Origin of the sequence: Pseudomonas sp. S8 (genome assembly GCF_050473925.1) — a bacterium.
GTDB lineage: Bacteria > Pseudomonadota > Gammaproteobacteria > Pseudomonadales > Pseudomonadaceae > Aquipseudomonas > Aquipseudomonas parakoreensis.
In genome coordinates, this window is sequence record NZ_JBFDVZ010000016.1 from 3,026,819 (window position 1) to 3,047,632 (window position 20,814).

At 59.7% G+C, this 20,814-nt stretch carries 19 protein-coding genes; 3 read left to right on the forward strand and 16 right to left on the reverse strand.

Annotation, left to right across the window (positions count from 1 at the left end; genetic code table 11):
- Nucleotides 1-3: 3 nt before the first annotated feature.
- The gene (locus AB1J88_RS14895) at nt 4-747 is read right to left on the reverse strand and encodes a LexA family transcriptional regulator (protein ID WP_095138375.1); all 744 of its coding nucleotides are present in this window, start codon (nt 745-747) and stop codon (nt 4-6) included.
- A gap of 200 nt (nt 748-947) precedes the next feature.
- On the opposite strand from AB1J88_RS14895, the gene mutS reads away from it, so the two are divergent.
- Nucleotides 948-3,530, forward strand: coding sequence for a DNA mismatch repair protein MutS (gene mutS / locus AB1J88_RS14900; protein WP_430291361.1), 2,583 nt, complete (start codon nt 948-950; stop codon nt 3,528-3,530).
- Nucleotides 3,531-3,693: 163 nt separating this feature from the next.
- Entirely contained in the window at nt 3,694-4,017 is a 324-nt protein-coding gene (fdxA, locus tag AB1J88_RS14905) for a ferredoxin FdxA (RefSeq protein ID WP_007908827.1), read from the forward strand.
- 577 nt (nt 4,018-4,594) lie between these two features.
- On the opposite strand, the gene rpoS is transcribed toward fdxA, so the two are convergent.
- The 8 genes from rpoS to AB1J88_RS14945 all read right to left on the reverse strand — a co-directional run bounded on the left by rpoS (nt 4,595) and on the right by AB1J88_RS14945 (nt 11,816).
- Nucleotides 4,595-5,605, reverse strand: a complete 1,011-nt coding sequence (rpoS, locus tag AB1J88_RS14910) for an RNA polymerase sigma factor RpoS (protein ID WP_016985073.1) — start codon at nt 5,603-5,605, stop codon at nt 4,595-4,597.
- A gap of 105 nt (nt 5,606-5,710) precedes the next feature.
- Nucleotides 5,711-6,592 (reverse strand): peptidoglycan DD-metalloendopeptidase family protein, encoded by an 882-nt coding sequence (locus tag AB1J88_RS14915; RefSeq protein WP_041072302.1) that lies wholly within the window; start codon nt 6,590-6,592, stop codon nt 5,711-5,713.
- A gap of 212 nt (nt 6,593-6,804) precedes the next feature.
- Nucleotides 6,805-7,440: a protein-L-isoaspartate(D-aspartate) O-methyltransferase gene (locus AB1J88_RS14920; RefSeq protein ID WP_169841266.1), complete on the reverse strand. Its 636-nt coding sequence runs from the start codon at nt 7,438-7,440 to the stop codon at nt 6,805-6,807.
- A 41-nt stretch (nt 7,441-7,481) separates the two neighbouring features.
- Nucleotides 7,482-8,231 carry a 5'/3'-nucleotidase SurE gene (gene surE / locus AB1J88_RS14925; protein WP_041072306.1) on the reverse strand — a complete coding sequence of 250 codons (750 nt, stop codon included), beginning with the start codon at nt 8,229-8,231 and terminating at the stop codon, nt 7,482-7,484.
- Entirely contained in the window at nt 8,219-9,277 is a 1,059-nt protein-coding gene (truD, locus tag AB1J88_RS14930; protein WP_430291362.1) for a tRNA pseudouridine(13) synthase TruD, read from the reverse strand. The genes surE and truD overlap by 13 nt, the downstream gene beginning before the upstream one ends.
- On the reverse strand, nt 9,274-9,747 hold the full coding sequence (gene ispF / locus AB1J88_RS14935) for a 2-C-methyl-D-erythritol 2,4-cyclodiphosphate synthase (RefSeq protein ID WP_063428632.1): 474 nt from the start codon (nt 9,745-9,747) through the stop codon (nt 9,274-9,276). Before ispF ends, truD begins: the two co-directional genes overlap by 4 nt.
- Before the next feature lie 44 nt (nt 9,748-9,791).
- Nucleotides 9,792-10,637, reverse strand: a complete 846-nt coding sequence (gene fghA / locus AB1J88_RS14940; protein WP_430291363.1) for an S-formylglutathione hydrolase — start codon at nt 10,635-10,637, stop codon at nt 9,792-9,794.
- Nucleotides 10,638-10,703: 66 nt separating this feature from the next.
- A complete protein-coding gene (locus AB1J88_RS14945) occupies nt 10,704-11,816 on the reverse strand; it encodes an S-(hydroxymethyl)glutathione dehydrogenase/class III alcohol dehydrogenase (RefSeq protein WP_095667387.1) in 1,113 nt (370 codons plus the stop codon).
- Between the two features lie 117 nt (nt 11,817-11,933).
- Here AB1J88_RS14945 and AB1J88_RS14950 point away from each other — a divergent pair, with 117 nt between their 5' ends.
- On the forward strand, nt 11,934-12,830 hold the full coding sequence (locus AB1J88_RS14950; protein ID WP_041072312.1) for a LysR substrate-binding domain-containing protein: 897 nt from the start codon (nt 11,934-11,936) through the stop codon (nt 12,828-12,830).
- An 88-nt stretch (nt 12,831-12,918) separates the two neighbouring features.
- Here the strand turns inward: AB1J88_RS14950 and ispD are convergent, their stop codons facing one another.
- From ispD to AB1J88_RS14985, 7 genes are all read right to left on the reverse strand, one after another.
- Nucleotides 12,919-13,626 (reverse strand): 2-C-methyl-D-erythritol 4-phosphate cytidylyltransferase, encoded by a 708-nt coding sequence (gene ispD, locus AB1J88_RS14955; RefSeq protein WP_430291364.1) that lies wholly within the window; start codon nt 13,624-13,626, stop codon nt 12,919-12,921.
- Nucleotides 13,623-13,901, reverse strand: a complete 279-nt coding sequence (ftsB, locus tag AB1J88_RS14960; RefSeq protein WP_007964293.1) for a cell division protein FtsB — start codon at nt 13,899-13,901, stop codon at nt 13,623-13,625. The genes ispD and ftsB overlap by 4 nt, the downstream gene beginning before the upstream one ends.
- Nucleotides 13,902-14,072: 171 nt before the next feature.
- Nucleotides 14,073-15,362 (reverse strand): phosphopyruvate hydratase, encoded by a 1,290-nt coding sequence (gene eno, locus AB1J88_RS14965; RefSeq protein ID WP_041072316.1) that lies wholly within the window; start codon nt 15,360-15,362, stop codon nt 14,073-14,075.
- Between the two features lie 156 nt (nt 15,363-15,518).
- The gene (gene kdsA / locus AB1J88_RS14970) at nt 15,519-16,364 is read right to left on the reverse strand and encodes a 3-deoxy-8-phosphooctulonate synthase (RefSeq protein WP_098967470.1); all 846 of its coding nucleotides are present in this window, start codon (nt 16,362-16,364) and stop codon (nt 15,519-15,521) included.
- 4 nt (nt 16,365-16,368) lie between these two features.
- A complete protein-coding gene (locus tag AB1J88_RS14975) occupies nt 16,369-18,000 on the reverse strand; it encodes a CTP synthase (RefSeq protein ID WP_003222153.1) in 1,632 nt (543 codons plus the stop codon).
- 274 nt (nt 18,001-18,274) lie between these two features.
- A complete protein-coding gene (gene tilS, locus AB1J88_RS14980) occupies nt 18,275-19,603 on the reverse strand; it encodes a tRNA lysidine(34) synthetase TilS (protein WP_430291365.1) in 1,329 nt (442 codons plus the stop codon).
- A 125-nt stretch (nt 19,604-19,728) separates the two neighbouring features.
- The gene (locus tag AB1J88_RS14985; RefSeq protein ID WP_041072320.1) at nt 19,729-20,676 is read right to left on the reverse strand and encodes an acetyl-CoA carboxylase carboxyltransferase subunit alpha; all 948 of its coding nucleotides are present in this window, start codon (nt 20,674-20,676) and stop codon (nt 19,729-19,731) included.
- Nucleotides 20,677-20,814 lie beyond the last annotated feature (138 nt).

Consider the following 20,814-nt stretch of genomic DNA (forward strand, 5'->3'; position numbering starts at 1 on the left):
TGCCTATCGGGCGTACATGCCCCACCAGAAGACATGACCGAGGATGACGATCTGCTCTTCCTGCATATCCTGGAAGCTGTAGTCCTCGTCCGGATGTTCATCGCGGTTGAAGCTGCGCAGACGGATGCCGGTCGGCAGGCGATAGAGTTGCTTCACGCGCAATTGACCGTTGTGATTGATCGCGTACAGGTCGCCATCGATGATGTCGCCAATGCCGCACTTGCCCGCATTCACACCGACCGTGGCGCCGTCCCGCAACACCGGCATCATGCTGTTACCGCGCACTGTCACGCATTTGGCCTGGTCGAACTGCACACCGTTATGGCGCAGGCTGCGCTTGCCGAAGCGCAGGCTAGAGCGTTCGCTCTCTTCGATGACGAATCTTCCTGATCCAGCAGCCAATTCAACCTCACGAAGAAAGGGCACCGACACCTCGTCGTCATCGACAGGGGTATCGTCGTCCCACAGGCTTATGTCCTTGAGTTCCGCATGCACGTCATCGCGCGCGCCACCGGTCGCGGTCGCGACATCGGCGCGACCGCGCAATTGATCAGTGCTCACATTGAAGTATTCGGCGATCTTCGAAATATGTTTATCCGAAGGATCGACGATCTTCCCGCTGAGAATCCGCGAGAGCGTTGATTGAGGCACGCCGGTGCGACGGTGGAGCTCCGTGGGGGAGATCCCGTGCTGGTCGAGCAGTGCTCTTAAGACGGAGGATACGTTGCGTTTTTGCATAACGCGCATAGTGCTTGAAGTTTTTTCCGAAGACAAATGCTGATTTGCATAAATCGTGCATAAATCACAATTAAACGCAGAAAGTGTCAGCGGGCCGTCGTGCCTGCGTCGAGCCGACCGCCCATGGTAACCTTGCGTCCATCGCGGAAAAGCCCGGCGGTTGCCCTCGCTTTTGCCCTACATCATTTAACGAGTTACCTGACAATCCGATGAATAAAGCCGTCTCCGACCTGTCCTCCCACACCCCGATGATGCAGCAGTACTGGCGCCTGAAGAATCAGCACCCGGATCAGCTGATGTTCTATCGCATGGGCGACTTCTACGAGATCTTCTATGAAGATGCGAAGAAGGCTGCCAAGTTGCTCGACATTACCCTGACTGCGCGCGGCCAGTCGGCGGGGCAAGCGATCCCGATGTGCGGGATTCCTTACCACGCGGCGGAAGGTTACTTGGCGAAACTGGTCAAGCTCGGCGAGTCGGTGGTGATCTGCGAGCAGGTCGGCGACCCGGCCACCAGCAAGGGCCCGGTGGAACGTCAGGTGGTGCGGATCATCACCCCGGGTACGGTCAGCGATGAGGCGTTGCTGGATGAGCGGCGCGACAACCTGATCGCAGCGGTGCTGGGCGATGAGCGTCTGTTCGGTCTGGCGGTGCTGGACATCACCAGTGGCAACTTCACGGTGCTGGAGATCAAGGGCTGGGAGAACCTGCTGGCGGAACTGGAGCGGGTCAACCCGGTAGAGCTGCTGATTCCGGACGATTGGCCGAAAGACCTGCCGGCGGAAAAACGCCGTGGTGTGCGTCGTCGCGCGCCGTGGGATTTCGAGCGCGATTCGGCGTTGAAAAGTCTCTGCCAGCAGTTTTCCACACAAGACCTGAAAGGCTTCGGTTGCGAAACCCTGACCCTGGCCATCGGCGCCGCTGGTTGCTTGCTGGCCTATGCCAAGGAAACCCAGCGCACCGCCCTGCCCCATCTGCGCAGCCTGCGTCATGAGCGTCTGGACGACACCGTGGTGCTCGACGGCGCGAGCCGCCGCAACCTCGAACTCGATACCAACCTGGCTGGCGGTCGCGACAACACGTTGCAATCGGTGGTCGATCGTTGCCAGACCGCGATGGGCAGCCGCCTGCTGACCCGTTGGCTGAACCGTCCACTGCGCGATCTGACCGTCCTGCTGGCGCGGCAGACCTCGATCACTTGCCTGCTCGACGGCTACCGCTTCGAAAAACTCCAGCCGCAGCTCAAGGAAATCGGCGACATCGAGCGGATTCTGGCGCGGATCGGTCTGCGCAACGCGCGCCCCCGTGACCTCGCTCGCCTGCGCGATGCTCTCGGTGCCCTGCCGCAACTGCAAGTGGCGATGACCGACCTCGAAGCGCCGCACCTGCAACGCTTGGCAGCCACCACCAGCACCTACCCGGAACTGGCGGCGCTGCTGGAAAAAGCCATCATCGACAACCCGCCCGCGGTGATCCGCGACGGCGGCGTGCTGAAAACCGGTTACGACAGCGAACTCGACGAGCTGCAATCGTTGAGCGAAAACGCCGGCCAATTCCTCATCGACCTCGAAGCCCGGGAAAAGGCCCGCACCGGTCTGGCCAACCTGAAAGTCGGCTACAACCGCATTCACGGCTACTTCATCGAACTGCCGAGCAAGCAAGCCGAATCGGCTCCAGCCGATTACATCCGGCGCCAGACGCTCAAGGGCGCCGAGCGTTTCATCACGCCCGAGCTGAAAGAATTCGAGGACAAGGCGCTGTCAGCCAAGAGCCGCGCCTTGGCCCGCGAGAAAATGCTCTACGAGGCGTTGCTGGAAGATCTGATCAGCCAGTTACCACCGCTGCAGGACACGGCCGGCGCGCTGGCCGAACTGGACGTACTGAGCAACCTTGCCGAACGTGCGCTGAACCTTGACCTGAACTGCCCGCGTTTCGTCAGCGAGCCGTGCATGCGCATCACCCAAGGGCGTCACCCGGTGGTTGAGCAGGTGCTGACCACGCCGTTCGTGGCCAACGACCTGAGCCTGGATGACAACACCCGGATGCTGGTGATCACCGGGCCGAACATGGGCGGTAAATCCACCTACATGCGCCAAACCGCATTGATCGTGCTGCTGGCGCATATCGGCAGTTTTGTCCCGGCGGCCAGTTGCGAGTTGTCGCTGGTGGACCGGATCTTCACCCGGATCGGCTCCAGCGACGACCTGGCCGGCGGCCGCTCGACCTTCATGGTCGAGATGAGCGAAACCGCCAACATCCTGCACAACGCCACCGAACGCAGTCTGGTGCTGATGGACGAAGTCGGTCGCGGCACCAGCACCTTCGACGGTCTGTCGCTGGCATGGGCCGCTGCCGAGCGTCTGGCGCATCTGCGCGCCTATACTTTATTTGCCACACACTATTTCGAACTGACCGTGTTGCCGGAAGCCGAGCCGCTGGTGGCCAACGTGCACCTCAACGCGACCGAGCACAACGAGCGCATCGTATTCCTGCACCACGTCTTGCCGGGACCTGCCAGCCAAAGCTACGGCCTGGCCGTGGCGCAACTGGCCGGCGTACCGAGCGAAGTCATCGTGCGTGCCCGTGAGCATCTGAGCCGACTGGAAGACACCGCATTGCCGCACGAAGCGCCGAAGCCTGTCATCAAAGGCAAACCGGCGGCCCCTCAGCAAAGCGACATGTTTGCCAGCCTGCCGCATCCGGTACTGGACGAATTGGCGAAAGTGGATCTCGATGACCTGACCCCGCGTCGAGCACTCGAATTGTTATATGCACTTAAGAACCGGATCTAAGCAGCAAAGAACCGGATATAACGCAAACGGCTTCAAGCTGTTAGAATCTCGCGCGGTTCGGGATGCTGCCGGTTAATAGCCTGGCTGGCAGACATCGCTCCCGAACCTGGCGACCCCAACCGTGAAGGGGCTACGCTGCCGCCGCCTGAGGAGAAAATTAGAAATGACCTTCGTCGTCACCGACAACTGCATCAAGTGCAAGTACACCGACTGCGTAGAAGTCTGTCCGGTGGACTGCTTTTACGAAGGCCCGAACTTCCTGGTGATTCACCCGGACGAGTGCATCGACTGCGCCCTGTGCGAACCGGAATGCCCGGCCGTCGCGATTTTCTCCGAGGACGAAGTTCCGGAAGAGATGCAGGAGTTCATTCAGCTGAACGTTGAATTGGCTGAAATCTGGCCGAACATCACCGAGAAGAAAGAATCGCTGCCGGATGCCGAAGAGTGGGATGGCGTCAAAGGCAAGATCAAAGACCTCGAACGCTGATCTGTCGCGCGTTACGAAAAGGCCCCTCGCGGGCCTTTTTGCTTTTGCGGGTTTTACTTTTCTACAGGCAAAAAAAGGGGCGGTTTGACCCGCCCACATTTTTTCCCTATTCCCTGTATTCCTTTTCATCGTCCTGATGAATCGCGTCCTGCGATGTCCGTTCCCCTCTTCCTTGAAGGGCGTGTCTGTCCGTCGACACAGTGCTGATATTAGAGAGTTCCCTGCCGAGAGCAATCGGCCGTGAGCGCTGGAAAACACTGAAATAAGCCCTTCACATTAAAAAATAAGTATATAAATCAGCAGATTGAGATTTTTCCCGAAGAGCAATCGACGTCTGCCGTCCTGCAAAAATAGGGAACGCTTACGAAAGAGTAAGCCAAGGCTTACACCGCGAGACTACATATCCAGATCTAAAAGCCCCCCTGTAGGAGCTGCCGAAGGCTGCGATCTTTCGATTTTGCTTTAACGATCAAGATCAAAAGATCGCAGCCTTCGGCAGCTCCTACAGGACGAAGTCTCCAAAAATAAAAAAGCCCCGAACCAGTCGGGGCTTTTTATGGACGGTTGTCAGAGGCGCTTACTGAAACAGCGACTCGCTCGACAGGCCATTCTTCTCGAGGATTTCACGAAGGCGCTTGAGGCCCTCGACCTGGATCTGCCGCACCCGTTCCCGGGTCAGGCCGATCTCCAGGCCTACATCCTCCAGCGTGCTGCTCTCATGGCCGCGCAGGCCAAAGCGGCGAACGACCACCTCACGCTGCTTGTCGGTCAGTTCCGAGAGCCATTGATCGATGCTCTGCGACAGGTCGTCATCCTGCAGCAGTTCGCATGGATCGGTCGGACGGTCATCCGTCAGGGTGTCCAGCAGGGTTTTATCCGAATCCGGACCCAGCGAGACATCGACCGAAGAAACCCGCTCGTTCAGGCCGAGCATGCGCTTGACCTCGCCCACCGGTTTTTCCAGCAGGTTGGCGATTTCTTCGGGTGAAGGTTCGTGATCGAGCTTTTGCGTCAGCTCGCGTGCCGCCCGCAGGTACACGTTGAGCTCCTTGACCACATGGATCGGCAACCGGATGGTCCGGGTCTGATTCATGATCGCACGCTCGATGGTCTGACGAATCCACCAGGTGGCGTAGGTCGAGAAGCGGAAGCCGCGCTCGGGATCGAACTTTTCCACCGCGCGGATCAAGCCGAGGTTGCCCTCTTCGATCAGATCCAGCAGCGACAGCCCCCGATTGACATAACGCCGGGCGATCTTCACGACCAGCCGCAGGTTACTTTCAATCATGCGCTTGCGCCCGGCAGGGTCGCCACTTTGCGACAGACGCGCAAAATGAACTTCTTCCTCCGGGGAGAGCAGTGGTGAAAAGCCGATTTCGTTGAGATACAGCTGCGTGGCATCGAGTGCCCGAGTGTAGTCGATATACTTGTGTTGTTTAAGTGAAGCGGAGTGTTTGGATTTGGAACGAACGGAAGGTGGAGCAGCCCCTTCATCATTCGACATCGAAGATTCCGAATCGATGCCGGCCTCCATAAGGAGAACCTCATCGTCGATGTCAAACTCCGGCACTTCTTTACTGAGAGCCATTGTTATAGTCCTTTGGTGAGTTCGACCCCAAGCTCAAGCGACGCCTTTATCCTTGGCAGCGCTGGAGCCTGTCCCCTCTACGCGACGGAACAGGCTGGCCTCAAATCAACGTCTGGGCAGGAACTGCAGCGGATCTACTGGTTTACCTTGTCGGCGAATCTCAAAATGCAGTTTCACCCGGTCTGTACCCGTTGACCCCATTTCGGCAATTGTCTGTCCGACTTTGACCTGCTGCCCCTCCCGTACCAACAGCCTGCGGTTATGTCCGTAAGCACTGACGTAGGTTTCGCTGTGTTTGATGATGACTAATTCGCCGTAGCCCCTTAAGCCACTCCCGGCGTAAACCACCGTCCCATCAGACGCAGCTAAAACAGGCTGTCCCAAATCTCCGGCGATATCAATTCCTTTATTCAAACTACCGTTTGAAGAGAATTTTCCAATCAGAATGCCATTAGATGGCCATCCCCAGCCGGTCGGGGCTGGCCCCGGTGGAGGCAGCGGAGCCGGGGCCGGTTTGCTGGCGACGGACGGTGCAGCCCCCGCAGAGCCGGCGCCGGAACCGGTCACCGTCGTGGTCGTCGTGCCATTCGCCTGACGCCGGATTACCGTGGTTTTGCTCGACGAAGACGGCGAAGAGCTGCTGTTGCTGACCACCGCCGTCGGCGTTGAGCCGGTGCGGCCATCAAAGCGAATTGTCTGACCCGGGTGGATCGTATACGGCGTAGGAATATTGTTCCGGGCCGCGAGGGCTTTGTAGTCCCAGCCGTAGCGAAAAGCGATGGAAAACAGCGTATCGCCCGGACGGACTACGTACTGCCCGGTCGTTACCGCAGGGCGTTGAGCCGCCGCACTGTTGCGATCGACCACCCGCACGTTGCTCGATTTGGTGCTGGAGCAACCGACCAGCAAGGTGCTCAATACAAGGCCAGTCACCAGGCGCTGAAAGCTCGTGTTACCCATACGCTGCGCAATGACTGTGAGACTCACCCGCCGCTCCCTTTGTGGTGGCTGAAATATGTGGAATGCCGAATCGCGGCAAGTAGTGTCGCAAGTATAACGGGCCGAATGGGCTTTACCGTTAAAGATGCGAAAACGCTTCACGCACACGTTTGCCCTTGGGCAATTGATAGCGTTTAAACCCTCACTGACGGTGTAAGACACAGGCCAGCGCAAGGAATTCAGCGCGCGCAAATAAATGCTCAGGCCAACGGACCATTGAGCAATGGCACGAAGCGCACCGCCCCCAGCACGTGACGGGAAAAGCCGTGTTCTTCACGCACGATCAGCATCAGTTGCTGCACTTCTCCGGAGCCGACCGGAATCACCATCCGCCCGCCCGGTGCCAGTTGATCGAGCAACGCCTGCGGAACGTCAGTCGCGACTGCGGTGACGATGATGCCATTGTACGGCGCCAACGCCGGCCAGCCTTCCCAGCCATCGCCCCAGCGGAACACCACGTTGCGCAGGTTCAACTCGACCAGGCGTTCCTTGGCCCGGTCCTGCAGGACCTTGATGCGCTCGACCGAGAACACCCGCTCAACCAGTTGCGACAGCACCGCCGTCTGATAGCCCGAACCGGTACCGATTTCCAGCACCTTGTCCAAAGGCCCGGCCTCCAGCAGCAGCTCGCTCATGCGCGCCACCATATAAGGCTGGGAGATGGTCTGGTTGTGGCCAATCGGCAGCGCGGTATCTTCATAGGCACGGTGCGCCAGCGCTTCATCGACAAACAGATGACGCGGCGTACGGCGGATCACTTCCAGCACCTTGGCGTTGGACAGGCCTTCTTCATAGAGGCGCTGGATAAGACGTTCGCGCGTACGCTGCGACGTCATGCCGATGCCGCTGCGCATTCTGTCTTCGTGTTCACGAGCCATTAGCGCAGTCCCTCCAGCCAGCCGTCGAGATGCCTGAAGGCATCGTTGAAGGTGCGATCGAGCTGCAGCGGGGTAATGGAAACGTAGCCCTGCATCACTGCATGAAAGTCGGTGCCTGGCCCGCCGTCTTCGGCATCGCCGGCAGCGGCAATCCAGTAACCGGCCTTGCCACGCGGGTCGACCACTTTCATGGGTGCTGCGGCGCGGGCGCGATGGCCCAGACGGGTCAGTTGAATGCCACGAATATGGTCGATCGGCAGATTGGGAATGTTCACGTTCAGCACCGTGCGCGGTGGCAGGTCCAGCCCGGCATGGGCCTCGACCAGTTTGCGCGCGAAATGTGCAGCTGTCGCCAGGTTGTCCACCTGGCGCGAACACAGCGAAAACGCAAACGAAGGGCGCTCAAGAAAGCGCCCTTCGAGGGCTGCTGCCACCGTGCCGGAATACAGCACGTCATCGCCCAGATTGGCACCGAGATTGATCCCCGAAACCACCATGTCCGGCTCGCGCTCCAGCAGGCCGTTGAGGCCCAGATGCACGCAGTCGGTCGGTGTTCCGTTGAGGCTGATGAAACCATTGGCCAGGTATTGCGGGTGCAGCGGACGGTCGAGCGTCAGCGAACTGCTGGCGCCGCTTTTGTCCTGCTCCGGGGCGATAACCACGCATTCGGTGTAATCCGCCAGCGCAGCATAAAGCGCGGCGAGACCGGGTGCGGTTACCCCATCGTCGTTAGAAATCAGAATACGCATGGGCTGTCCGTCTGCCCCACCGGCACCAGATCAACGAGTTCGCGCACCAATACGGTGGCGAAGCATCCGGCCGGGAGGACGAATTCCAGTTGCAGAATGTCAGGCTGGGGATAATGCCACGACAACCCGCCAATGGGCAGCCGCAGGATGCGACGTTCGTGGCTCATTCCGGCATTGATCAGCCAATCGCGCAGATCCGCCTCACGCTCGGCAATCCCCTGCTCCAGATCATGGACAGCGCCGGCGGCCGGTGAGTCACCTTCGCCCCACTGCGGGCCCGTCGGGTGCAGGTCGAGAATCGCCAGGCGCGGATCGCTGCATTCGGCCTCACCGGCCGGGAAGAAACTGCGGCTGTCGGTAAACGCCAGCAGGTCGCCGACCTGTGCCTGCTGCCAGGTGCCATCGGCCACCCGGGCGGCCAGCACCTGATTGAATAGAAAACTGCGCGCCGTCGATAGCAGCCGCGAGCGCACATTGCGCTGCTCCGGTAGCGCCTTGCGCGCCGCCCAGGCACGCGCATCAACGACGTTACCGCCGTCATGGCCGAAACGCTGGGCGCCGAAATAATTGGGAATGCCTTGCCTGGCGATCAGTTGCAGACGCTGCTCGATCGCATCCTTGTCGCCGGCAAACTGGGTCAGGCGCAAGGTGAAGCCGTTCGCCGAATGCGCGCCGCGTTGCAGCTTGCGCTTGTGGCGCGTGGTTTTAAGGATCTTCAGCGTGTCGTTTTCCGCCGCCGACAGATCCGGATCAGCCTTGCCCGGCAGTTGCACGCTGAACCACTGACGGGTCAGCGCCTGACGATCCTTGAGCCCGGCATAACTGACGGTACGCAACGGCACGCCAGTTGCTTTGGCAATCCGCCGCGCTGCCTCTTCGGTGTTCAGACCGCGTTTTTCCACCCAGATCCACAGGTGTTCGCCATCGCCGCTGAACGGGATGTCGAGCACTTCATCGACCTGAAAATCTTCGGCGATGGCTTTCAGAACCGCAGTGCCGAGGGGTTCGCCATAGGCGCGCGGGCCGAGCAGTTGCAGTTCGTTCATGCGCGCAGCAACAAGGCAACGGAATGCACGGCAATGCCTTCTTCGCGACCGACAAAGCCGAGCTTTTCGGTGGTGGTAGCTTTCACGTTCACTTGATCCAGTTCAACTTGAAGATCGGCGGCGATCAACGCTCGCATCGTTTCGATATGCGGGGCCATTTTCGGTGCCTGGGCGACGATGGTGTTGTCGACGTTGCCGACTTTCCAGCCCTTGGCGTGGATCAGCGCGACCACATGACGCAGCAGCACGCGGCTGTCGGCGCCCTTGAATTGCGGGTCAGTGTCCGGAAAGTGTTTGCCGATATCACCCAGCGCGGCCGCGCCGAGCAAGGCATCGCTCAAGGCGTGCAGCAGGACGTCACCGTCGGAGTGAGCGAGCAGCCCGAAGCTGTGTGCAATGCGCACGCCGCCCAGAGTAATGAAATCGCCTTCAGCGAAACGGTGCACATCGTAGCCGTGGCCAATACGCATAAAAAAAACGCCCCGATTTTTGTCAGGGCGTGATTCTACCTGCATTAACCGCGCAGGGCGCGTGCGTGATGCTGCAAGTGGTCATCTATGAAGCTTGAGATGAAGAAATAGCTGTGGTCGTAGCCCGGTTGCAGGCGCAACGTCAGCGGATGACCCGCTTGTTTTGCCGCTTGTTGCAGGGCCTGGGGCTTGAGCTGGTTTTCGAGGAAGTCGTCGCGATCACCCTGATCGACCAGTAACGGCAGTTTTTCGCCGGCCTCGGCAATCAGCGCGCAAGCATCCCATTCTTTCCACTTCGAACGGTCTTCACCCAGATAACGCGAGAACGCCTTCTGTCCCCATGGGCAATCCATCGGATTGTTGATCGGCGAAAACGCCGAGACCGACTGGTAACGCCCCGGATTGCGCAGCGCACAAACCAAAGCGCCGTGGCCGCCCATTGAATGGCCGCTGATGCTGCGTTTGTCCGACGCCGGGAAATGCGCTTCAACCAATGAAGGCAATTCCTGCACGACATAGTCATGCATCCGATAGTGCCGCGACCACGGTTCCTGCGTGGCATTCAGGTAGAACCCGGCGCCGAGGCCAAAATCCCAGGCGCCATCCGGATCACCCGGCACATCCGGGCCGCGCGGACTGGTGTCCGGTGCGACGATGATCAGGCCAAGTTCGGCGGCCATGCGCATCGCGCCGGCCTTTTGCATGAAGTTCTCGTCGGTGCAGGTCAGACCGGACAGCCAGTAGAGCACTGGCAACTTGCCGCCCTGCTCCACCTGCGGCGGCAGGTACACGGCAAACACCATGTCGCAACCAAGCACATCGGAACGATGGCGATAGCGCTTGTGCCAGCCGCCGAAACTTTTCTGACAGGAGATGTTTTCCAGACTCATGTAAAGACTCCTACGCGGCCCCGGTTACAAACCCTTCAAGATCTGTAGCCGGGACGTCGCGATTGATCAGAAATGAATGACGGTGCGGATGCTCTTGCCTTCGTGCATCAGATCGAAGGCCTTGTTGATGTCTTCCAGACCCATGGTGTGGGTAATGAAGGTATCCAGCGGGATCTCGCCGCTCTGTGCCATGTCGACGTAGCTTGGCAACTCGGTACGGCCACGTACGCCGCCGAATGCCGAACCACGCCAGACGCGCCCGGTCACCAATTGGAATGGACGGGTCGAAATTTCCTGACCGGCACCGGCCACGCCGATGATCACCGACTCGCCCCAGCCCTTGTGGCAGCACTCCAGCGCAGCGCGCATCAGTTGCACGTTGCCGATGCACTCGAAGGAGAAGTCGACGCCGCCGTCGGTCATGTCGACGATCACTTCCTGGATCGGACGATCGAAATCTTTCGGATTGACGCAATCGGTGGCACCCAATTGCTTGGCGATTTCGAACTTGGCCGGGTTGATGTCGATGGCAATGATCCGCCCAGCCTTGGCTTTAACCGCACCAATGACGGCCGACAGACCGATGCCGCCCAGACCGAAGATCGCCACGGTGTCACCCGGCTTGACCTTGGCAGTGTTGATCACCGCACCGATACCGGTGGTCACGCCGCAACCGAGCAGGCAGACCTTTTCCAGCGGCGCGTCCTTGGCGATTTTCGCCACGGAGATTTCCGGCAGTACGGTGTATTCCGAGAACGTCGAAGTACCCATGTAGTGGAAAATCGTTTGGCCCTTGTAGGAAAAGCGCGAAGTACCGTCCGGCATCAGACCTTTGCCCTGAGTGGCGCGAATCGCCTGACACAGGTTGGTCTTGCCCGACTTACAGAATTTGCACTGGCCGCATTCCGGGGTGTAGAGCGGAATCACGTGGTCACCGACGGCGACCGAGGTGACGCCCTCGCCGATCGCTTCAACGATTGCGCCACCTTCGTGGCCAAGGATCGACGGGAAGATGCCTTCCGGGTCTGCGCCGGACAGGGTGTAGGCGTCAGTGTGGCAAACCCCGGAAGCCACCACGCGCAGCAACACTTCACCGGCCTTGGGCATGGCCACATCGACTTCTACGATTTCCAGCGGCTTCTTGGCCTCGAAGGCTACGGCGGCGCGCGACTTGATCATGCTGACTCTCCAGTGAATCCATTGATAAAAAAAACCAGACCGGCAGTGTAGTACAGCGCGATCTGATGAATAATCCGGACCAAAGCAAAACATTATTGCCATACAGGGATAATCCCGATGTCGGAAAATCGCTGGGAAGGCATCGACGAGTTCGTCGCCGTTGCCGAATGCAGCCAATTCACCGCCGCAGCAGAGCGTCTTGGGGTTTCGTCCTCGCACATCAGTCGACAAATCGTACGACTGGAAGAGCGCTTGCAGACGCGTCTGCTCTATCGCAGTACCCGCCGCGTGACGTTGACCGAAGCCGGACAAACTTTTCTGCAGCATTGCCAACGCCTGCAGGACGGTCGCGAAGAAGCCCTGCGCGCGGTTGGCGACCTGACCAGCGAGCCCAAAGGCATGCTGCGCATGACCTGTGCCGTGGCCTATGGCGAGCGGTTCATCGTGCCGCTGGTGACACGTTTCATGGGGCAATATCCGCAATTGCGCGTCGACATCGAGTTAACCAACCGCCAGCTCGACCTGGTGCATGAGGGGCTGGATCTGGCGATCCGATTGGGCCGGTTACAGGATTCTCGATTGGTCGCCACTCGCCTGGCGCCGCGCCGGATGTATCTGTGCGCGTCTCCGTCCTACGTAGAACGGTATGGCCGCCCACACAGTTTGTCGGAACTGAGCCGCCACAATTGCCTGATCGGCAGCTCGGATCTGTGGCAACTGGAACAGAACGGGCGGGAATTTTCCCAACGTGTTCAGGGAAACTGGCGCTGCAACAGTGGGCAGGCGGTACTGGATGCGGCGCTGCAAGGGGTCGGCCTGTGTCAGTTGCCGGACTACTACGTGCTCGAGCATTTGCACAGCGGGGCGCTGATTTCGCTGCTGGAGGCGCATCAGCCACCGAATACGGCGGTGTGGGCGTTATATCCGCAGCAGCGGCATCTGTCGCCGAAGGTGCGCAAGCTGGTGGATTTCTTGAAGGAAGGGTTGGCCGAGCGGCCGGAGTATCGAATTTAAAAGCAAAAGATCGCAGCCTGCGGCAGCTCCTACAGGGAAACCGCGAACTCCCTGTAGGAGCTGCCGCAGGCTGCGATCCTTTGATCTTTCAGCGGCGGTTAGCCCAACGCTGACGCAACCACTCCAGATCTTCCGGCCGGGTGACTTTAAGGTTGTCCGCCCGCCCTTCGATCAAACGCGGTGCCAGACCAGCCCACTCCATCGCCGAGGCTTCATCGGTAATCACCGCATCCGCCACCAGACTGTCAGCCAACGCCCGATGCAAGGCACCGAGGCGGAACATCTGCGGTGTGTAGGCTTGCCAGATCACGCTGCGATCCACGGTTTCCACCACACGACCGTGCTTGTCGACCCGCTTCAAGGTGTCGCGCGCCGGCACGGCCAGCAGACCACCGACGGCATCGTCCGCCAGCTCAGCCAGCAATTTGTCGAGATCGTCACGGCTCAGATTCGGGCGCGCGGCATCGTGCACCAGCACCCAGTCTTCATCGTCGGCACCTTGCGCATGCAAATGCAGCAAGGCATTGAGCACCGACCCGGAACGCTCCGTGCCGCCCTCGACCCGCTGAATCCGCGAGTCGCTGGCGCAAGCCAGGTTTGGCCAATAAGGATCATCAACAGCCAGACTGACCACCAGCCCCTTGAGGCTTGGGTGATCAAGGAAACAGCCGAGGCTGTGTTCGAGAATTGTCCGTCCGCCCAGTTGCAGGTATTGCTTGGGACGGTCCGCAGCCATTCGGGCACCGACGCCCGCGGAAGGAATCACGGCCCAGAAGGCCGGCAGGGAATCGATCATTGCGCGAGCTGGTAAAGGGTTTCACCGTCCTTGACCATGCCCAGCTCATGGCGAGCCCGCTCTTCAACGGTCTCCATGCCTTTTTTCAACTCGCTGACTTCAGCATCCATCACCCGATTGCGCTCCAGCAGGCCTTCGTTCTCGGCGTGCTGATCAGCAATCTGCTGCTTCAGCTCGGCGACCTGCGCCAGACTGCCATTGCCCACCCACAGGCGGTACTGCAGACCGGCCAGCAGCAAGAGCAAAACGAGAAACAACCAGTAAGGACTGCGCATCGAATATCAGGTATCCAGTGAAAAAAGACAGCCACGCGAAAACTTTGAAACGTCTGATAGCACGAAGCCTGGAAGATCCAGGCTTGTGCATATAAGGCATCAGATTAGTGGCAAATCCATCGCTGTCACGACTTTTCCGACACAATCCGGTGTCTTTTTACCATCTACAGCTTAACCGCGGAACTCGGCGCGACCGTTGTACTTGGCTTTGCCATTCAACTGCTCTTCGATACGCAGCAGTTGGTTGTACTTGGAAACGCGGTCGGAACGGCACAGCGAACCGGTCTTGATCTGGCCAGCCGAGGTGCCCACGGCCAGGTCGGCAATCGTCGAATCTTCGGTTTCGCCCGAACGGTGCGAGATCACGGCGGTGTAACCGGCGGCCTTGGCCATCTGGATGGCTTCCAGGGTTTCGGTCAGGGTGCCGATCTGGTTGAACTTGATCAGGATCGAGTTGGCGATCTTTTTATCGATGCCTTCTTTCAGGATCTTGGTGTTGGTCACGAACAGGTCGTCGCCGACCAGTTGGGTTTTCTCGCCAATCTTGTCGGTGAGGATCTTCCAGCCAGCCCAGTCGGACTCGTCCAGACCGTCTTCGATCGAGATGATCGGATAACGTTCGGTCAGGCCTTTCAGATAATCGGCGAAACCTTCAGCGGTAAACACCTGGCCTTCGCCGGACAGGTTGTACTTGCCGTCTTCGAAGAACTCGCTCGCGGCGCAGTCCAGCGCCAGGGTCACGTCGGTGCCCAGCTTGTAGCCGGCGTTGGCCACGGCTTCGGAGATCACTTTCAACGCGTCTTCGTTGGACGCCAGGTTCGGTGCGAAACCGCCTTCGTCGCCAACGGCAGTGCTCAGGCCACGGGCCTTCAGCACGGCTTTGAGGTGATGGAAAATCTCGGTGCCCATGCGCAGACCTTCCGAGAAGGTCTTGGCGCCAACCGGCTGCACCATGAATTCCTGGATGTCGACGTTGTTATCGGCATGCTCGCCACCGTTGATGATGTTCATCATCGGCACCGGCATCGAGTACACACCCGGGGTGCCGTTCAGGTTGGCGATGTGTGCGTACAGCGGCAGGTCCTGGTCCTGTGCAGCCGCCTTGGCCGCAGCCAGGGACACCGCGAGGATGGCGTTGGCGCCCAGAGTTGCCTTGTTTTCGGTACCGTCGAGCTTGATCATCGCGTGGTCGAGGGCTTTCTGGTCGCTTGGGTCAGTGCCCAGCAGCAGATCGCGGATCGGACCGTTGATGTTGGCTACCGCCTTGAGCACACCTTTGCCCAGGTAACGGCTCTTGTCGCCATCACGCAGCTCGAGCGCTTCACGCGAGCCAGTGGATGCACCGGACGGCGCGCAAGCGCTGCCGATGATGCCGTTGTCGAGAAGCACGTCCGCTTCCACGGTGGGATTGCCACGGGAGTCGAGGACTTCACGACCTTTGATGTCGACGATTTTTGCCATTGTTGTAAACACTCCAAAGTTGACGAAAACGACGCAGCTAGAGGAAATCTTTTTACCGTCGGCAAGTGGTGTGCAGCGGGCAGCTTGCAGACGACAACGCACATGCCCGAGGGCATGTGCGACAAATCGTGCGGTACTTTACCGGAGAAATGAGCGTTACGCGGTTTCTACCGTCGGAAAACTCTTCACCAGTTCGTCCAAGGCTTTGAGCTGGGCCAGGAATGGCTCCAGTTTGTCCAGACGCAAGGCGCAGGGGCCGTCGCATTTGGCGTTGTCCGGATCCGGATGCGCTTCGAGGAACAGACCGGCCAGCGACTGGCTCATGCCTGCCTTGGCCAGATCGGTGACCTGTGCACGGCGCCCGCCGGCGGAGTCGGAACGACCGCCAGGCATTTGCAGCGAGTGGGTCACGTCGAAGAATACCGGGTACTCGAACTGCTTCATGATGCCGAAGCCGAGCATGTCGACCACGAGGTTGTTGTAGCCGAAGCTCGAACCACGCTCGCAGAGGATCAATTGATCGTTACCCGCTTCCACACACTTGTTCAGGATGTGTTTCATTTCCTGAGGGGCGAGGAACTGGGCTTTCTTGATGTTGATCACCGCGTTGGTCTTGGCCATCGCGACGACCAGATCGGTCTGACGCGACAGGAAGGCCGGCAGCTGGATGATGTCGCAGACTTCAGCGACGACCGCGGCCTGATCAGGCTCGTGGACGTCGGTGATGATCGGCACGCCGAAGGCTTGCTTGATGTCCTGGAAGATGCGCATGCCTTCTTCCAGGCCAGGGCCACGATATGAAGTCACAGAAGACCGGTTGGCCTTGTCGAAGCTGGCCTTGAACACGTAAGGGATACCGAGTTTCTCGGTGACCTTCACGTACTCTTCGCAAACCTGCATGGCCATGTCACGGCTTTCCAGCACGTTCATGCCGCCGAACAGCACCATGGGCTTGTCGTTGGCGATTTCGATGTTGCCAACGCGAATGATCTTCTGTGCCATCGAGTTACGCCTTCTTCTGGTGTTGAGCCAACGCAGCTTTCACGAAACCGCTGAACAGCGGGTGACCGTCACGAGGCGTCGAGGTGAACTCCGGGTGGAACTGGCAAGCGACGAACCATGGATGATCCGGCGCTTCGACCACTTCAACCAGCGCGGCGTCAGCGGAGCGACCGGAGATTTTCAGGCCGGCTTCGATGATCTGTGGCAGCAGGTTGTTGTTCACTTCGTAGCGGTGACGGTGACGTTCAACGATCACGTCCTTGCCATAGCAATCGTGCACCTTGGAGCCGGCTTCGAGCAGGCATTCCTGAGCGCCGAGGCGCATGGTGCCGCCCAGATCGGACGCTTCGGTACGCACTTCAACCGCGCCGGTGGCATCTTCCCACTCGGTGATCAGGCCCACGACCGGATGGCCGCTGGCGCGATCGAACTCGGTGGAGTTGGCGTCTTTCCAGCCCAGCACGTTACGGGCGAACTCGATGACCGCCACTTGCATGCCCAGGCAGATGCCCAGGTATGGAACCTTGTTCTCACGAGCGTACTGAACGGCCGTGATCTTGCCTTCCACGCCGCGCAGACCGAAGCCGCCCGGTACGAGGATCGCGTCAACGCCTTCGAGCAGCGCAGTGCCCTGGTTCTCGATGTCTTCGGAATCGATGTAACGCAGGTTGACCTTGGTACGGTTGGTGATGCCGGCGTGACTCATCGCTTCGATCAGCGACTTGTAGGCGTCCAGCAGTTCCATGTACTTGCCGACCATTGCGATGGTCACTTCGTGCTCTGGATTGAGCTTGGCATCGACAACCTTTTCCCACTCGGACAGGTCGGCGCCGTTGCATTGCAGGCCGAAACGCTCGACGACGAAATCGTCCAGACCCTGGGCGTGCAGCACGGCCGGGATCTTGTAGATGGTGTCGACGTCTTCCAGGGAGATCACCGCACGTTCTTCAACGTTGGTGAACAGCGCGATCTTGCGACGCGACGACACATCCACCGGATGGTCGGAGCGGCAGATCAGCACGTCAGGCTGCAGGCCAATCGAACGCAGCTCTTTAACCGAGTGCTGGGTTGGCTTGGTCTTGGTCTCGCCAGCGGTGGCGATGTACGGAACCAGGGTCAGGTGCATCAGCATCGCGCGCTTGGAACCGACTTCCACACGCAGTTGACGGATGGCTTCGAGGAACGGTTGCGATTCGATGTCGCCAACGGTACCGCCGATTTCCACCAGGGCCACGTCGGCATCGCCGGCACCCTTGATGATGCGACGCTTGATTTCGTCGGTGATGTGCGGAATCACCTGGATGGTTGCACCCAGGTAATCACCACGGCGCTCTTTGCGCAGCACGTGCTCGTAGACACGGCCGGTGGTGAAGTTGTTGTTCTGGGTCATGGTCGTGCGGATGAACCGCTCGTAGTGGCCCAGGTCCAGGTCGGTCTCGGCGCCGTCGTGGGTGACGAACACTTCACCGTGCTGGAACGGGCTCATGGTGCCCGGGTCGACGTTGATGTACGGATCCAGCTTAAGCATGGTGACCTTAAGCCCCCGCGCCTCCAGGATGGCCGCCAATGAAGCCGAGGCAATGCCTTTCCCCAATGAAGAAACAACACCGCCCGTGACGAATATGTAGCGCGTCATGAAAAACCCTAGAAGTCTGCGTTAAAGCGGTACGAGCCGCCGGGGAAAGCGAAGGAAGGCCGAAGCCCCCGATCACCTGCATTAATCACAGTGCATCTTTCAAAAAAACCGCCGCGTTGGGACAGACCGGCAGATGAAACACCGGTACGTTGCTCGCTACACATTTTTTGGAATCGCCCAGCAAAGACTGCTTGGTAATCGGCAACTCCTGCAATTCAGGCGAATCCACAGAAGTTGTATCAAGAAGGGAGCGTAGTCTACCGGAATGCCCCTTTCATCTCAAACCTTGATCTTCGTCTGTTGGCTGCCAATGCAATTTCCAGCCGTCCGCCCCCTGCCCGTCAAGGCCCGGCAGGTTCGCCACGGCGAGCAATTCTGCGCCGCGAAACAGCAGCGGCAATCTGCCACGGACGAAGCCCGGCACCCCGCGCTCATTGAGCAGGCGCTTGAGATCGCGATGGCCGCGCTCCGCCAAGTACATCACTTCGCCGCCCTGCCGATAGGCAATCCGTAATGGCCCGTCGGGAGTCTGCCCGCTGAACATGACACGCCCGTTATTCGCCAAGCGCAGCGCTGTCGACGGGTCAGGCCACTCACCACTGCCCGTCGGCGCTCGCAGCCAGTCGCCGCTCAACCACCATACCCGGCCGGCGCTGCGATGCAGCTCACCGTCGGCCAGACGCCAGATCGGCGAAGCATCGTTGGCAGCACCGCACAGGTTGTCCCAACCCGACCAATGGTCAGTGTCGGGCAGCCGAGTCAGCGGTTCGAGCCAGTGGCTGAGTGCATTGCGCTGACGAGCGGCGGACAGACTCATCAGCGGCGCCAACTCCAGCGACGGCAGGTCCAGCCATGGAAACCCGCTCGGCGTGGCGGCTTGTGCCAGATCGAGTTGCGCCAGCTCATCGAGCAGGCCTTGCGCCTCACGCAGGTGCGCCGCGCTGCGCGCCATGCTCGCCTGCGCTTGCGGCCAGCGCGCGGTGAGCAGCGGCAGCACCTGATGACGCAAGTAGTTGCGGGAGAACTGCCGGTCTTCGTTCGACGGGTCTTCGATCCAGTGCAACTGATGCGCACGGGCGTACGCCTCAAGCTCGGCACGCGTGGCATCGAGAAGAGGCCGCAACAGCGTGCCCTGCCCCAACGGTCGCTGCGCCGGCATCGCCGAAAGTCCGCGAACGCCGGCACCGCGCATCAGGCGAAACAACAGGGTTTCGGCCTGATCATCACGGTGTTGCCCGGTCAGCAGCACCTCATCCGCCTCGGTCAGCGAGGTGAACGCCGCATAACGCGCCTCCCGCGCTGCCCGCTCCAGACTGGCGCCGGGTTGTACTGACACCCGAATCACTTGCAAAGAAACGCCCAGCGCATCACAGACCGACTGACAATGTTCCGGCCACGCATCGGCCGCAGCCTGAAGGCCGTGATGGATATGGATGGCGCTGAGCGCCGGCAGGGAATGGTGTCTGGCGAGATGGGCCAGCAGATGCAGCAGGACGGTGGAATCGAGACCACCGGAGAAGGCGATACGCCAGTGAGCGGCATTGCGCCAAGGCTCAAGGCTCGACATAAGTCGCGACGGCAAATCACTCTTCGAAGAATTCATAGAGAGGGTCGCTTAATAAAGAACCCTGTAGGAGCTGCCGCAGGCTGCGATCTTTTGATCTTGATACAGCAAAATCAAAAGATCGCAGCCTGCGGCAGCTCCTACAGGGGTACTGCGCAGTCGAGTTAGAGACCGTAGCTCATCAGACGATCGTAACGACGCTTGAGCAGCGCTTCGTTGTCGAACTTCTTCAGCATCGCCAGCTGCGAGCTCAGCTCGGCGCGGATCGACGCAGCGGCAGCCGCCGGATCACGATGGGCGCCGCCCAGTGGCTCGCCGATCACCTTGTCGACGATACCCAGACCTTTCAGGCGCTCGGCGGTGATGCCCATCGCCTCGGCAGCGTCCGGCGCTTTTTCGGCGGTTTTCCACAGGATCGAAGCACAACCTTCCGGCGAGATCACCGCGTAGGTCGAGTACTGCAGCATGTTCAACTGATCGCAAACACCGATCGCCAACGCACCGCCGGAACCACCTTCACCGATCACGGTGGCGATGATCGGGGTTTTCAGGCGCGCCATCACGCGCAGGTTCCAGGCGATGGCCTCGCTCTGGTTGCGCTCTTCGGCGTCAATACCCGGGTAGGCGCCCGGGGTGTCGATGAAGGTCAGGATCGGCATCTTGAAACGCTCGGCCATTTCCATCAGACGGCAAGCCTTGCGGTAGCCTTCCGGACGCGGCATACCGAAGTTGCGGCGCACCTTCTCGCGCACTTCGCGACCCTTCTGGTGACCGATGACCATCACTGGCTGGTCTTCCAGACGGGCCACGCCACCCACAATGGCGGCGTCGTCGGAGAAGTGACGGTCACCGTGCAGTTCGTCGAACTCGGTGAAGATGTGCTCGATGTAATCAAGGGTGTACGGGCGTTTCGGGTGGCGCGCCAGGCGAGCGATCTGCCAGCTGGTCAGCTTGCCGAAGATGTCTTCGGTCAGCGTGCGGCTCTTGTCCTGCAGGCGGGAGATCTCATCGCCGATATTCAGCGAATTGTCATTACCGACCAAGCGCAACTCTTCGATCTTGGCTTGCAGGTCGGCGATCGGCTGTTCGAAATCTAGAAAATTCGGGTTCATAGGCGTCCGTCTTGGGTCGTGTCCCAAATGAGCTTGGGCCGGCCGGTTGTCTATTCGCGCCCTACCTTAAGGGAGAGGCGCGCTGAGGTCGAGATTAAAAATTCAGGTTGTGGGCAAGCGCAATGATGGCACTTGCCG